The following is a 13234-nucleotide window of genomic DNA, read 5'->3' as shown; positions in this document are numbered from 1 at the left end:
GCCTCGGGCCCGCGCCGACATCCCCCGTCAACTCGCCCAGGGCGCGGCCGCGAACTGACGCTCGAGGAAGGCGATCAGCGCCACGACCCGCGCCGGCCGCAGGGCGCCCGGCGGCATCACGAGGTTGAGGGCGATCGGGGGAGGGGACCATTCCGGCAGCACCCGCTCCAGGCGGCCCGAGGCGAGGTCGTCGAAGATCAGGAAGTCGGGCTGCACCGCGAGGCCGAACCCCGCCAGCAGGGCGGGGGTCAGCGCGTCGGCGTTGTTGGCCCGCAGCCGCCCCGCGGGCGCGACCGCGACCTCGCCCCCCGGGCCGGTGAAGTGCCAGCGCTCGGGATTGGGCAGGTAGGCGTAGCCGAGGCAGGCGTGGCGGGCGAGGTCGCGCGGGTGTCCGGGCCGGCCCGCCCGGGCGAGGTAGGCGGGCGCCGCCACCAGCGAGCGGCGCACGCCGCACAGGCGGCGCACCCGCAGCGAGGAATCCGACAGGGCCGCGATGCGCAGGCCGAGATCGAAGCCGCCGCCGACCAGGTCGACCTGCGCGTCGCTGAGGTGGAGATCGACCGACACCTGCGGGAAGTCCGCCAGGAAGTCCGGCAGGCGTGGCGCCAGATGCGCCAGCCCGAAGGACATCGGGGCCGCCAGCCGGACGAGCCCGCGCGGCTCCCGCGCGCCGGTCTGCACATCCGCCTCCACCGCCTCCCCGGCGGCGACGATCCGGGCCGCGCCCTCCAGGGCCGCCCGGCCGGTCTCGGTGAGCGCGAGCCGCCGGGAGGTGCGGTGGAACAGGCTCGCCCCGAGCCGGGCCTCCAGCCGGCTCACCGCCTTCGAGACCGTGGCGGTGGAGAGCGCGAGCTCCGCCGCGGCCCGCGAGAAGGAGCCCGCCTGGGCGACCCGGGCGAAGATCGCCCAGGCCTCGAAATCCGGGAGTGCCATTCGCCATTTTCCGAAACGATGCCTTTCCATCGTTTCCGTTTCGGGCCGCGAGGGCAAATCCTAGATTCGCCTCATCCGAACGGGACCGCGCGAGGCGGTCCGCCACGGGGGAGATCCCCGGGGGAGCGATCCCCAAGGAGAGCGATCCCCAAGGAGGCAGAGATGGCAAACGGTCTTCACCACGTGACGGCGATCTCCGGTCCGGCCCGCCGCAACCTCGACTTCTACACCCGCGTGCTCGGCCTGCGGCTCGTGAAGCGGACGGTGAATTTCGACGATCCGGGCACCTACCACCTCTATTACGGCGACGAGGCCGGGGCGCCCGGCACGATCCTGACCTTCTTCCCATGGGACAACGTGGCGCCGGGCCGGGTCGGCATCGGCGAGACGCAGGAGACGGCGTTCCGGGTGCCGCAGGGCGCGATCGGCTACTGGACCCACCGCTTCATCGCGGCGGGCGTGCCGCACGAGGCGCCCGCCCGGGTCTTCGGCGAGACGGTGCTGCCCTTCCGCGACCCGGACGGGATGGCGCTCGCCCTGGTCGGGGTGCCGGGCGCGGAGGCGGAGCCGGCCTGGACCGGCGGCGACGTCCCGGCCGAGCACGCGATCCGCGGCTTCCACGGCGTCACCCTGCTCCTGCGCGAGGAGGGGCCGACGGCGCGGATCCTCACCGACGTGTTCGGCCTGACGGAGACGGGACGGGAGGGGGCGCTCGCGCGGTTCAGCGGCGATGCCGGTCGGGGCGGCCACGTGACCCTTCGGGCGGTGGGCGAGTTCCTGCGGGGCCGGCCGGGCGGCGGCTCGGTCCACCACATCGCCTTCCGGGCGGCGGACGACGCGGCGCAGGCCGCGATGGTGCGCCGGCTGACCGAGGCGCACGGCGTCCAGGTCACGGAGCAGCGCGACCGCAACTACTTCCGCTCGGTCTATTTCCGCGAGCCGGGCGGGGTGCTGTTCGAGATCGCGACGGACAGCCCCGGCTTCGCCGTGGACGAGGCCGCCGCGCATCTCGGCGAGGCGCTGAAGCTGCCGGGCTTCCTGGAGCCGCATCGCGGCGAGATCGAGCGCGTGTTGCCGGCGCTGGCCTGAGGCCCGCCCGTCCGGGTGTGGGGTCCCCCCGCACCCGCGTGTGGGGTCCCCCCGCACCCGCGTGTGGGGTCCCCCGCACCCGCGTGTGGGGTCCCCCGCACCCGCGTGCGGGGATCCCCGCACGCATCCCCCGAAAGCCCTCGCCTGAAGCCCACGGCCGGTCGGCGCCGCGTCCGCGCCGCCGCGCCGCCCCACCGCGCCCGCGCGCAGAGGTGCCCGATGTCCCTCGCCGAATTCATCCACCGCCACGAGCCCGCGACCGCGCCGGAGCGCGCCCCGCTGCTCCTCCTGCACGGCACCGGCGGCGACGAATCCGACCTGATCCCGCTCGGCCGCGCGCTCTCGCCCGGCGCCGCCCTGCTCTCGCCCCGCGGGCCGGTGCTGGAGAGCGGCATGCCGCGCTTCTTCCGGCGCCTCGCCGAGGGCGTGTTCGACGAGGCGGATCTGCGCCGCCGCGCCGACGACCTCGCCGCCTTCGTGGGCGAGGCGCGGGAGGTCTACGGCCTCGCCGCGCCCGTGGCGGTCGGCTTCTCGAACGGCGCCAACATCGCGGCGGCGCTGCTGCTGCGCCACCCGGGCCTGCTCGCCGGGGCGGTCCTGCTGCGCGCCATGGTGCCGCTCACCGACCCGCCCGCGGGCGACCTCGGCGGCACTCCCGTGCTGATCCTCTCGGGCCGCATGGACCCGATCGTGCCGGCGGCGAACGCCGCCGACCTCGCCCGCCGGCTGCGGGCGGCCGGCGCGGCGGTCACCCACGAGGTGCTCCCGGGCGGCCACGGCCTGATGCAGGCGGACCTCGCGAGGGCGCGCGACTGGCTGGGCGCGTGAGCGGATCCGCTCACCCGGGTCGGAGGCGAGCCCGCGCCAGCCATCCTGGACGGGACGCGGCCGACGATGGCGCGCCGCACTGGCCGCGCGCGGGCGCTCACGGGTTGCCGGCGAAGAACTTCGGGTCGAGCGCCGCGAGGGCGAGGAGCGGGGCCGGCATCACCACCCCGGCACGGCGCATCGCCTGCGCGGCGGAGCGGCAGGCGCCCACGTCCCTGCTCGCCGCCGCGGCGTCGACCTGCTCGATCATCGCGGGCGTCGGTTTGCCGGCCGGCGGCGGCGCCTGGTTGCTCGTCGGCGCGGCGGCGTTCTGGGTCTGACCCTGCGGGCCTGCGGCGCCCGGCCCGCTATTCGGGACCGGGCCGCTGAGGCCCGATTTCTGCTGCGTCTCGCCGGCCGCGTTCGAGGGCAGGGGCGCCTGTCCGCCCTGGTTGGGCGCCTGGACGGCCACGTTCGACGGCTGGGACTGCCCGGCGGGCTGCGGCTGGCCCGCGGCCTGCGGTGCCTGTCCCGCCTGCGGCGCCTGTCCCGTCTGCCCTGCCTGCGGCGCCTGCCCCGCCTGCGGCTGGCCCGCCGGCGGCGGGGGCGGGGCGGGCGGATGCACGAAGGCGACGAGTTCCTGGCAGAGGTCCTTCGGCCCGCGCGCGGAGGCCCCATCGCTCTGGGCGAGGGACGCCGCCGGCAGCAGCAGGCAGGACGCGGCGAGCGCCGCGCGCAGCAGGGAATGCGCCATGGGGTGGTCTGCGCCTCGCGTCACGATCCCGCCTCCAGGTGCTTGTGGCCCGGCGCCGAATCCTTGGGGTCGCCGGTCCAGTTCGGGCCGACGAGGTTGGTTCCCGGGTTCGAGACCCGCGCCCCCGAGGTCGCGAAGGCCTGGTAGGCGTATTCCTGGTTCGCGGTCAGCACGAAGGCCGCCCCCGCCGCCAGCGCAACGGCCACGATCACGGCCACCACGAAGGCTTTCATCGCACCTCTCTCCCGCGTCTCGCCTCGCGAGCGCCGTGGCCGCATCGGTTCGCGCGGCCGCGGCCCCCGCCGTCCGATCCCTCGCGCACCCGGGCGCCGGAGGCGGCGCTCCGGCGCGCGGGCGCTATTCCGCCGGCACCTGCCCGCGGCCGAGCTGAGGCCCGTCCGCGTTCTTGGCGAGCTGCTCCTTGACCCAGAGGTCGTGGTGCACCCGCGCCCAGGCGATATCGACCTCGCCGCTGCCCATGGCGTCGTAGGCGCCCTCCATCCCGAGCGAGCCGATGTAGATGTGGGCCAGGATGCCGGCGACGAAGACGACGCCGATCAGCGAGTGCACCACCTGCATCACCTGCATCCCGTTGATGTCGGTGAGCGCGAAGGGAAACAGCATCATCAGCCCGGTGGCGCCCATGGCGGTGCCGAAGCCGACCACCATCCAGAAGACCAGCTTCTGGCCGGCATTGAAGCGCTCGGCGTGGGGATGCGCGTCGCTCAGGAAGCCGCCGCCCTTCTTCAGCCACTCGATGTCGATGCGGTTGGGGATGTTGTCGCGCACCCACAGCACGGCCATGAACAGCACGCCGAGCATGAACGGCCAGGCCAGGAAGACGTGCGCGTACTTCGCCCATTGCGACAGGGCCGCGAAGGCGTCGGGCCCGATCAGCGGCATCAGCAGGCGCTTGCCGAAGATGTAGTTCAACCCCGACAGCCCCAGCAGGATGAAGCAGAACGCCGTCATCCAGTGCGAGAAGCGCTCGAACACGTTGAAGCGCAGCAGCTTGCGGCCGGATTCCTCGGTGTGGTCGAGTCGGATGCGCCCGCGGGTGAAGTAGAACAGGGCGAGCGCCGCCACGATGCCGAGGATGACCAATCCCCCGACCCAGGGCATCCAGGATTCGTGGAACCTCCGCCACTCGCGCCCTTGCGGCTGGATCAGGTTCGCGGCCTTCTGGTCGGGAATCGAGATGCGCCCGCCGATCTTGGGGGCCTGCCGGAACAGCAGGTCCTCGTTGACCGAGGAGGTGGTGGGGTTCGGGGCGCCGTCCGGGGCGTCGACCGCGCGGGCCGGGCCGGCCAGACCGACGACCGCCCAGATCAGGGCGGCCATCACCAGGATCCCGAGATGCGTCAGACCTCGCCGCATGGCGCCTTCCTTCCGTTCAGGCATCAGATCGCGACGGTCTCGCGGTAGGCCGTCTTCCAGCCCCAGGCCCCCGAGCCGTAGCCCCGCTTGATCACCCGCTCCTTGTAGATCTGGGCGATCATCTCGCCGTCGCCGGCGAGCAGGGCCTTGGTCGAGCACATCTCGGCGCAGAGCGGCAGCTTGCCCTCGGCCAGGCGGTTCGAACCGTACTTCTCGTACTCGACCGTCGAGAGGTCGGGCTCCGGGCCGCCCGAGCAGTAGGTGCACTTGTCCATCTTGCCGCGGGAGCCGAAGTTCCCGACGCGCGGATATTGCGGCGCCCCGAACGGGCAGGCGTAGAAGCAGTAGCCGCAGCCGATGCAGAGGTCCTTGGAGTGCAGCACGACCGCGTCCGCCGTCGTGTAGAAGCAGTTGACCGGGCAGACGGCCGCGCAGGGCGCGTCCGTGCAGTGCATGCAGGCCATCGACACCGAGCGCTCGCCCGGCTTGCCGTCGTTGAGCGTGATCACCCGGCGCCGGTTGATGCCCCAGGGCACCTCGTGCTCGTTCTTGCAGGCGGTGACGCAGGCGTTGCACTCGATGCAGCGGTCGGCGTCGCAGAGGAACTTCATTCGCGCCATGGTCTTGGCCTCACATCCTTACGCGGCCTGGATCTGGCAGAGGGTGACCTTGGTCTCCTGCATCCCCGTGACGGGGTCGAAGCCGTAGGTCGTGACCGTGTTGACGCTCTCGCCCAGCACCACGGGGTCGGTGCCCTTCGGGTAGAAGGCGCGCATGTCCTTGCCCTGGTACCAGCCCGAGAAGTGGAACGGCATCCAGGCCACGCCCTTCGCCACCCGGTCGGTCACCAGCGCCTTCACCTTGGTCTTGGCGCCGTTCTCCGGCCCGTAGACCCAGACGAACTGCCCGTCCCTGATGCCGCGCTCGGCCGCGTCCTGCGTGTTCACCTCCACGAACATGTCCTGCTGCAACTCGGCGAGCCAGGGATTCGAGCGCGTCTCCTCGCCGCCGCCCTCGTACTCGACGAGGCGGCCCGACGACAGGATGATCGGGAAGTCCCTGGCGACGGCGCGGTCCACCGCCGCCTTCTGGACCGAGAAGCCGAGGTTCGGCATGCGGAACTGGCGCTCGTCGGGCCGGGTCGGGTACTTGGCGACGAGGTCGGGCCGGGGCGAGTAGATCGGCTCCCGGTGCACCGGCACCGGGTCGGGCAGGTTCCAGGCATTCGCCCTCGCCTTGCCATTGCCGAAGGGCGTGACGCCGTGCTCCAGGCAGACCCGCTGGATGCCGCCCGACAGGTCGGTGGCCCAGCTCACCGCGTCGATGTTATTGCCGCCGATCCGGGTGATGACGGCCATCTCCTCGGGCGTCAGGTCCCTGTCCCAGCCGAGCTTCTTGAAGACACCCATGGTGAATTCGGGGTAGCCGTCTGTCAGGTCGGAGCCGACGGAGAAGGAATCCTCGGCCAGCAGGGTCTGGCCGTTGCGCTCGGTGCCGAACCGCGCCCGGAAGGTGCCGCCGCCGTCCTTCACGTGCAGGGCCGTGTTGTAGAGGATGTGCGTGCCGGGATGGCGGATCTCCGGCTTGCCCCAGCACGGCCAGGGCAGGCCGTAATAGTCGCCGCCGACCTCCGGATCGTCCTTGGGCGCGCGCAGCGTCACGAGATCGAACTTGTGCTGGTTGCGCATGTGCGCCTTCAGGCGCTCCGGGCTCTGCCCGCAATAGCCCGTCGACCAGCCGCCGCGGTTGATCTCCCGCAGCAGGTCCTCCGCCTCCGGCACGCCGTCCGTTACCTTGATGTTCTTGAACATCCGGTCGGCGAAGCCGAGCTTGGCGGCGAGCCGGTAGATCACCTCGTAGTCGTTCTTCGATTCGAAGGCGGGCTTCACGATCTGCTCGCCCCATTGCAGCGAGCGGTTCGAGGCCGTGCGCGACCCGTCCATCTCCAGCGAGGTGCAGATCGGCAAGAGGTAGGTGTTGTCCCGCCGCGCGTCGAGCGCCGCGAAGGTGGTCGGGTGCGGGTCGGCCACGACCAGGAGGTCGAGGGCGCTCATGCCCTTCACGGCCTCGGGCAGCCGCGTCACGGTGTTGCCGCCGTGGCCGAACACCATCATGGCCCGCAGGGGCGCCCGCTGGTCGACCTGGTCGGCCGGCAAGGTGACGGCGTCGAACCAGCGCGTCGAGGTGATCCCGGGCGCCTCCATGTTCTCCTTGCGCGAGCGCGCCTTGCGCCCGGCCAGCGTCGGCACCTCGTCGAAGCGCGATTGCAGCCACTCGTACTCGACGTCCCAGACCCGGGCCCAGTGCCGCCAGCCGCCCTCGACCAGCCCGTAATAGAGCGGCAGCGTCGTCACATCGAGGCCGAGATCGGTCGCGCCCTGGACGTTGGTGTGCCCGCGGAAGATGTTGGCGCCCGTGCCGGGCTTGCCGACGTTGCCGGTCGCGAGGCACAGGATGCAGAAGGCCCGCACGTTGGCGGTGCCGACCGTGTGCTGGGTCGCGCCCATGCACCAGATCAGGGTCGCGGGCTTCTCCTTGGCGAAGAGTTCGGCCACGCGCCGCAGCTGCTCGCCCGGCACGCCGGAGACCCGCTCGACCTCCTCGGGGGTCCACTTGGCGACCTCCTTGCGGACATCCTCCATGGCGTAGACGCGGCTGCGGATGAACTCCTTGTCCTCCCAGCCGTTCTGGAAGATGTGCCAGAGCATGCCCCAGATCACCGGGATGTCGGTGCCCGAGCGCAGGCGGACGTACTCGGTGGCGTGGGCGGCCGTGCGGGTGAAGCGCGGGTCGATGACGATCAGGTTCGCCCGGTTGATCTCCTTGCCCGAGAGCACGTGCTGCATCGAGATCGGATGCGCCTCGGCCGGGTTGCCGCCCATGATGATCATGGTCTTGGCGTTGCGGATATCGTTGTAGGAATTGGTCTGGGCGCCGTAGCCCCAGGTGTTGGCGACGCCCGCCACGGTGGTCGAGTGGCAGATCCGGGCCTGATGGTCGACGTTGTTGGTGCCCCAGAACGCCCCGAACTTGCGGAACAGGTAGGCCGCTTCGTTGGTGAACTTGGCAGAGCCGAGCCAGTAGACCGAATCCGCGCCGCTCTTCTCGCGGATGGCGAGGAGCTTGGCGCCGATCTCGTCGATCGCCTGCTCCCAGGAGATCCGCTTCCACTCGCCGTTCTCGAGCTTGATCGGGTATTTCAGGCGGCGCTCGCCGTGCACCAGTTCGCGGATCGCCGCACCCTTGGCGCAGTGGGTGCCGCGGTTGATCGGGCTCGCCCAGGAGGGTTCCTGGCCGACCCAGACCCCGTTCACCACCTCGGCCGTCACCGTGCAGCCGACCGAGCAATGCGTGCAGATGTTCTTGCGGATCGTCACCTCGGGCCCGCTCACCGCCGAGCCGGCGGCCCGGGCGGGACGCACGGCGCCGAGCTGGAGGCCCCCGGCGGCCGCGAGCCCGCCCGCGGCGAGGCCGGAGCGGCGCAGGAAGCTGCGGCGATCCAGGGTCTCTGGCAGAGCGCCTGCGGTCAGGGAATGGTGGGTGCCGGCGGCCGGGGAGGGGGTCGCGCGGCCCGCGGCGCCGCCTCTGCGCTTCTTCAGCATCGCGCCCTCACTTCTTCAGGGTCTCGTAGCCGTTGGTCCGGTAGAAGGCCTTCACGTGGTCCGTCTCCCGGTAGCGTGCGCGTGTCTCCTCCGAGCCCGGATCGTAGGCCTTGGCCTCCCCGGTCGAGAGCGGCGAGACCAGGGCCGCGGCCGCGGCCGCGGTGCCACCGCCGAGCGCGCGAAAGAATTGCCTGCGGCCAAGCTGGTCCTTCCTGTCCCGTTCCATGTCCCGCTCCTCGGTTGCGGTGACCGGCCTCACGCGTCGATGGCGAAGGCGGCGGTCTCGATCTCGATGAAAGTCCGCCCGAGCGCGCCGACCGCCCGGTAGAGGGGCGTCGCCGCCTCGGTCTCGATGTCCTCGAAGAGGCGGCGCGCCCAGGGTTTCAGGTGGCGCTCGAAGAAGAGCTGCTCGCCCGGCGACTCCGCCCCGAAGCGCCGCTCCGCCAGCCCGGCCATCACCTCGAGGAGGATCGCGATGTGGTCCTCGGGTTCGCTCACCCGCGGGTCGCGCTCGATGCCGAGCCGCGCCAGATCCTCGCGCAGCCGGGCCAGCGGGCGCTCGTTGAGGAAGCCGGTGAGGTAGTAGGACGCGTAGGGCAGGATCTTGCCGCGCCCGACGCCGATGAAGAGCTCGAAATAGTCGCGTTCCACGGCGCGAAGGTCGGCCTCGGCGGCCGCGTCCGCCAGGGCGGCGTGCGCCTGCCCGAGCGGCGTATCGTTGCCGCTCACCCCGCGCAGCGCCTCGATGAGGCCCGCATCCGGCGCCTGGCCCAGGATCGCCGCGAGCCCGCCGTAGTGGCGCGCGCGCAGCACGTCGATCTCGTCGACATTCGGGTCCTGATCCGCCACCAACGCGTCCACACCGAGGGCTCGGTCCACTTCGACGTGCCCGACCCCTCGCATCTCCACCCTCGCCTCGCGGTCGATCCGCCGCGTTTTGCAATTTGCACCATATACCGTGGCGGCCGCGCCGCAATCCTACTTTTTAATGCCTCAAAGCGGCATCGCGCCGCCGTGGCGGCGGGCGCGGCGCCGCTTCGCGGCGTTTTCCGGGGCTTCCGGGCGGATCTGCGCCGGCTCCGCCGCGTGGCGGGGCGGGGCGTCCGGGCCGGTCCCGGCCGCATCCGGGGCCTCCTCCCGCCCGGCCTCGTCCCGCCCGGCCTCCTCCCGCGCGGCCTCCTCCCGCGCGAGCTCGAGAGCGGGCGGGGCTTGGGGGCCGGGGAGCGCCGGGGTGACGACGCTCTCGCGCCCGGATGGCCCGTCCGCGGGGTCGTGCCCGGGCGCGGCTCGGGCGGGCTCCCCCGCGATCACGCGCTCGACCATCGCGGCGACGTCGTCGGTCGGCAGGAGCGGCCCGGCGCCCGGGACGTCGCCCGGGACGTTCCAGTCCCAGGCGTATTCGCGGGCCTCGCTCACGAAGTCGCGGATGGCGGGGTCGAGGGACCACATCCGCCGCAGCGCCGCGTTGCGCAGCGCCCTCGGCACGCCCGCCCGCAGGAACTGCGCGAGGTCGGTCTGCGGGGTCAGCGCGTCGAGGGAGGGCAGCCTCGCCAGCTCCTCGGGCGGCAGCTCCGGCTCGGCCGCGTCCGGCCCTGGCGGGGGCGCGGTCTCGCCCGCGCGGTCCGGGGTCTCCCGCACCGGGCGCGCGCCGTCGCGCTTGAGGCGCGACCACCGCGACAGGAAATCCCCGCTCACCGCTCGTCGTCCCGGCGCCGCCCCTGGCGGGCGAGCGCCTCCGGGTCGGCGCGGTCGCGCTTGCGCTTCTCGAACGGGCGCTCGACGTGGTGGGCCGCGTAGTAGGCCGCGAGCCAGGCCTGCATCTCGGGCGGCATCGGCACCGCCTCGACGATCTCGCCGATCCCCTCCGCCAGCGCCTCGCCCTCGTAGGGATCCGCCGTCACCGTGGCGATCTCGTAGGTCTCCGGGCCGACCGGGCGCAGCGCGATCCACAGCGAGGGCTGCGCGGAGGCGAGGTTGTCGCCGTAATGGGCGGTCTCGGCCGGGTGCAGCGCGACCGTGACGCTGCCGGCGTAGAAGGTCTCCTCCGCCTCGCTCGCGCCGAGGCGGGTCCAGGGCGGCGTCTCCGGCCGGCCCGGGAGGGCGGCGACGGGGAGCCAGGCATGGCTCGCCCAGGGCCCCTTGAGGCGGCGCTTGGCGACGATCACCCCGACCTCGTAGCGGGGCGCGACGCCCGCGCGGCGCGGATCCGCCTCGCTCACAGGGGTTCTCCGACGAGCGGGAGGCCGGCGATCAGGTTCTGGGGCTTCACGGTGACGCGGCGATCCGGATTCATGGCGAGCAGGAGGTAGACCGGCTGGTCTCCCAGCCGTGGGTCGAGGCCGGCCGTCTCCGCGAAGGCGAGCGTGAACAGGGCGAGCACCCGGGCGCGGGTCTCCTCGGGCAGGGCCTCGCCGCGCCAGAGCGCGTTGCCGATCCGGGTCGCCTCCGCGTCGAGGCCGACGAACCAGCGCCAGTCCCGGTCCTCGATCCGGGCGACCGGCGCCACGCTCACCCGGCGGTGCAGGAGGTGGCGGATCCAGGCCTCGATCACCCGGGCGAGCCCCTCGCGGCTGCGCGGATCGGAGCCGAGATTGAGCGCCATCGTGAAGGCGTCCGAGCGGCTCCAGTAGGTCCAGGCCGTCTCGGGCGTCAGCACGTCGAGGTCGCCGATCGGCTCGCGGCCCAGCATGGCGACGAGGGGCGAGGGCCGGGCGCGGCCCTCCTCCAGGTCGACCAGCTCGGCATCCGCCAGGAGCAGCGCGCCTTCCGTCGCCGAGACCGCCTGCACCGAGACCGCCTGCGGACGGAAGAACAGCTCGCCCGCCCGCAGCACGTAGGGGTCCTGGCAGCCGTCGAGGGCGTTGCGCAGGATGAGGTGGACGAGCTGGTTGAGGAAGAGCGGCGGCGTCCCCCCGCCGCCCCGGCGCACGAGGTCGAGATACGCGTCCTCAACCGAACGGGCCGCCAGCAGCCGGTCGCGGAAGGCGAGCACGACCTGCCAATTCTCGCGCGCGTCGGCATCCGCGACGGCGGCGACCTCCTCCGGCGCCACGACGCGGCGCGGCGCGGCCCGCAGGCGCGCGTGCAGCGCCCGCTCGGCCGCGCAGGCCTCCGGCGGGGGCACGAGTTCCGGCCGCGCCAGGTAGGCGAGGAGCAGCTCGTCCGTCACCGCGAGCCCGCCGCCCTCCTGGCGCCGGGCGAGGTGGTGGCCGCTCGAGACCCAGAATTCCGTCACGGCGCCCGGCTCCCCATCAGGCCGACGAGGTCGACCGCCTCCTCGGGCTCGTCGTCGGTCTCGGCGAAGTCGAAGGCGCGCGCGTAGGCGTGGCGGCGGTCGGCGCCCGGCACGGCCCCCTCGCGGGGGCGCAGCACCCGGTACTGCTCGCGGATCTCCCCGGCCTCGACGGCGCGGTGGAGCGCCAGAACGGAATTCACCGGAGGCTGGCAGAGGGCGGCGGCGGCGGCGATCTCCTCGGCCGCGGCCTCCCGCGCGGCGGCGAGGCTCGGGGCGCCGAGCCGCGCGTGGATCTGGGCCGCGAGCGCCTCGGTGGCGGCCTCCCGCTCGGCCTCGCTCGCCTCGCTGACCACCACGAGGGTCGAGAAGCCGAACGAGGCGATGCCGAGGAAGCCGGAGCGGAAGGCGATCCGCGCCTTGGGCGCCAGGGCGGCCGGATCGGCGTCGAGGAACAGGAAGGAGCCGGTCACCGCCCATTCGCCGGGCTCGGCGGCCCGCGCGAAGACGAGCGTGTCGGAGGCGTCGAGGCGCAGCGTGCGGGGCAGCTTCAGGCGGGTCACAGGCGCGGTGCTCCGGTCGCCGGATCGAGCCAGGCGGGCGCGCGCAGCGCCTCCCCGAGCGGCCGCGGGCGCGTCCCCTCCGGGCCGACCGCCAGGGCGTCGCCGTGCCCGTCGATGGTGAGGCGCTCGCCCGGCGGCTCGGCCAGGACGGCGCGGTAGCGCGCGAGGGCGAAGGCGAAGCCGTCCTCCTCCAGGTCGGAGAGGCCCTTCATCAGGTACTGGGCGAAGCTCTCGACGATCGGCCCGGCGGTCTCGGGCGCGAACCCCTCCTCCTCCAGCGAGGTCGAGTCCGGCGTGAGGCCGGGATCGCCGGCGTGACGCTTCGAGGCGATCAGCATGCAGGAGAAGACGAGCCAGTCCGGCACCTCGTCCTCGCCGCAGCCCTCCGGCCAGGCGAGGCGCCCGCCGCCGAGGCGCGCCCCGTCGAAGCGCAGGGTCAGCGGCCACTCGACCGCGACCGGCTTGTCGGGCGGGGCGTGGCTGCCGAGCGCGTCGGCGAGCGCGCCCATCCCGATCAGCGCCGCGCGGCGGGCGAGGCGGAGGGGCTCCTCGGGGGCGAGCACGACCGCCGCCTCGATCACGCGCTCCCCGGCCGAGAGGACGAGGGTGCCGGCCGCGTCCGCGTCCGCGGCCCGGCGGCAGGCCTCGGCCTGCGCCGATCCGGGCGGATCGAGCGTGACCAGGGTGAAGGGCGGCGGCAGCATCAGGCCGGTCGCGAGGATCTGCGGCGTGGCGGAATGGGCGGCGGACATGGCGGAGAACCCCCGCGGCGGAGAACCCCCGCGCGCCGGAACAACCCTGCGCGCACGTGTCGGGTCGCACTTTTCAACGCCTCCTATATAGGGGCGGGACGGCCTGCAAGAGGCCCGAATTCCAG

Annotated in this window: 15 protein-coding genes; 2 read left to right on the top strand and 13 right to left on the bottom strand. The window is 73.3% G+C overall.

Annotated features, from left to right (window positions below; translation table 11 throughout):
* Nucleotides 1–27: 27 nt before the first annotated feature.
* On the bottom strand, nt 28–933 hold the full coding sequence (locus tag QA634_RS15690) for a LysR family transcriptional regulator (RefSeq protein ID WP_012332904.1): 906 nt from the start codon (nt 931–933) through the stop codon (nt 28–30).
* 162 nt (nt 934–1095) lie between these two features.
* Between QA634_RS15690 and QA634_RS15685 the strand changes: the two genes are divergently transcribed.
* Nucleotides 1096–2022: a ring-cleaving dioxygenase gene (locus tag QA634_RS15685; protein ID WP_012332903.1), complete on the top strand. Its 927-nt coding sequence runs from the start codon at nt 1096–1098 to the stop codon at nt 2020–2022.
* Between the two features lie 219 nt (nt 2023–2241).
* Nucleotides 2242–2850 (top strand): alpha/beta hydrolase, encoded by a 609-nt coding sequence (locus tag QA634_RS15680; protein ID WP_012332902.1) that lies wholly within the window; start codon nt 2242–2244, stop codon nt 2848–2850.
* A 97-nt stretch (nt 2851–2947) separates the two neighbouring features.
* Here QA634_RS15680 and QA634_RS15675 read toward each other — a convergent pair whose 3' ends face one another.
* From QA634_RS15675 to QA634_RS15620, 12 genes are all read right to left on the bottom strand, one after another.
* Nucleotides 2948–3583 (bottom strand): hypothetical protein, encoded by a 636-nt coding sequence (locus QA634_RS15675; RefSeq protein WP_012332901.1) that lies wholly within the window; start codon nt 3581–3583, stop codon nt 2948–2950.
* Between the two features lie 20 nt (nt 3584–3603).
* Entirely contained in the window at nt 3604–3816 is a 213-nt protein-coding gene (locus QA634_RS15670) for a hypothetical protein (RefSeq protein WP_012332900.1), read from the bottom strand.
* Nucleotides 3817–3940: 124 nt separating this feature from the next.
* Nucleotides 3941–4960 carry a formate dehydrogenase subunit gamma gene (locus QA634_RS15665; RefSeq protein WP_012332899.1) on the bottom strand — a complete coding sequence of 340 codons (1020 nt, stop codon included), beginning with the start codon at nt 4958–4960 and terminating at the stop codon, nt 3941–3943.
* A 23-nt stretch (nt 4961–4983) separates the two neighbouring features.
* Complete coding sequence (gene fdh3B, locus QA634_RS15660; RefSeq protein ID WP_012332898.1) at nt 4984–5580, bottom strand: formate dehydrogenase FDH3 subunit beta; 597 nt, start codon at nt 5578–5580, stop codon at nt 4984–4986.
* Between the two features lie 18 nt (nt 5581–5598).
* The gene (locus QA634_RS15655) at nt 5599–8562 is read right to left on the bottom strand and encodes a formate dehydrogenase subunit alpha (protein ID WP_012332897.1); all 2964 of its coding nucleotides are present in this window, start codon (nt 8560–8562) and stop codon (nt 5599–5601) included.
* Between the two features lie 7 nt (nt 8563–8569).
* A complete protein-coding gene (locus QA634_RS15650) occupies nt 8570–8788 on the bottom strand; it encodes a formate dehydrogenase (protein ID WP_012332896.1) in 219 nt (72 codons plus the stop codon).
* Nucleotides 8789–8817: 29 nt separating this feature from the next.
* Nucleotides 8818–9423, bottom strand: coding sequence for a TorD/DmsD family molecular chaperone (locus QA634_RS15645; protein WP_012332895.1), 606 nt, complete (start codon nt 9421–9423; stop codon nt 8818–8820).
* A 132-nt stretch (nt 9424–9555) separates the two neighbouring features.
* The gene (locus QA634_RS15640; protein ID WP_012332894.1) at nt 9556–10257 is read right to left on the bottom strand and encodes a DUF3306 domain-containing protein; all 702 of its coding nucleotides are present in this window, start codon (nt 10255–10257) and stop codon (nt 9556–9558) included.
* Nucleotides 10254–10781, bottom strand: a complete 528-nt coding sequence (locus QA634_RS15635) for a DUF3305 domain-containing protein (RefSeq protein ID WP_012332893.1) — start codon at nt 10779–10781, stop codon at nt 10254–10256. Before QA634_RS15635 ends, QA634_RS15640 begins: the two co-directional genes overlap by 4 nt.
* Nucleotides 10778–11797, bottom strand: a complete 1020-nt coding sequence (locus QA634_RS15630; protein ID WP_012332892.1) for a DUF6352 family protein — start codon at nt 11795–11797, stop codon at nt 10778–10780. Before QA634_RS15630 ends, QA634_RS15635 begins: the two co-directional genes overlap by 4 nt.
* The gene (locus QA634_RS15625; RefSeq protein ID WP_012332891.1) at nt 11794–12357 is read right to left on the bottom strand and encodes a DUF6505 family protein; all 564 of its coding nucleotides are present in this window, start codon (nt 12355–12357) and stop codon (nt 11794–11796) included. Before QA634_RS15625 ends, QA634_RS15630 begins: the two co-directional genes overlap by 4 nt.
* Complete coding sequence (locus QA634_RS15620; protein ID WP_012332890.1) at nt 12354–13109, bottom strand: biotin/lipoate--protein ligase family protein; 756 nt, start codon at nt 13107–13109, stop codon at nt 12354–12356. Before QA634_RS15620 ends, QA634_RS15625 begins: the two co-directional genes overlap by 4 nt.
* Between the last annotated feature and the right edge of the window lie 125 nt (nt 13110–13234).

The organism is Methylobacterium sp. CB376, assembly GCF_029714205.1.
Taxonomy (GTDB): Bacteria; Pseudomonadota; Alphaproteobacteria; order Rhizobiales; family Beijerinckiaceae; genus Methylobacterium.
The sequence above is the reverse complement of the archived record's forward strand: the minus strand, read 5'-3'. Positions and strand labels throughout refer to the sequence as shown.

Excerpts from the sequence above, each read along its gene's own strand:
- QA634_RS15685 (WP_012332903.1), top strand. The coding sequence starts at position 1,096 with ATGGCAAACGGTCTTCACCACGTGACGGCGATCTCCGGTCCGGCCCGC.
- QA634_RS15670 (WP_012332900.1), bottom strand. The coding sequence starts at position 3,816 with ATGAAAGCCTTCGTGGTGGCCGTGATCGTGGCCGTTGCGCTGGCGGCG.
- fdh3B (WP_012332898.1), bottom strand. The coding sequence starts at position 5,580 with ATGGCGCGAATGAAGTTCCTCTGCGACGCCGACCGCTGCATCGAGTGC.
- QA634_RS15650 (WP_012332896.1), bottom strand. The coding sequence starts at position 8,788 with ATGGAACGGGACAGGAAGGACCAGCTTGGCCGCAGGCAATTCTTTCGC.
- QA634_RS15655 (WP_012332897.1), bottom strand. The coding sequence starts at position 8,562 with ATGCTGAAGAAGCGCAGAGGCGGCGCCGCGGGCCGCGCGACCCCCTCC.
- QA634_RS15690 (WP_012332904.1), bottom strand. The coding sequence starts at position 933 with ATGGCACTCCCGGATTTCGAGGCCTGGGCGATCTTCGCCCGGGTCGCC.
- QA634_RS15675 (WP_012332901.1), bottom strand. The coding sequence starts at position 3,583 with ATGGCGCATTCCCTGCTGCGCGCGGCGCTCGCCGCGTCCTGCCTGCTG.
- QA634_RS15680 (WP_012332902.1), top strand. The coding sequence starts at position 2,242 with ATGTCCCTCGCCGAATTCATCCACCGCCACGAGCCCGCGACCGCGCCG.
- QA634_RS15620 (WP_012332890.1), bottom strand. The coding sequence starts at position 13,109 with ATGTCCGCCGCCCATTCCGCCACGCCGCAGATCCTCGCGACCGGCCTG.
- QA634_RS15665 (WP_012332899.1), bottom strand. The coding sequence starts at position 4,960 with ATGCGGCGAGGTCTGACGCATCTCGGGATCCTGGTGATGGCCGCCCTG.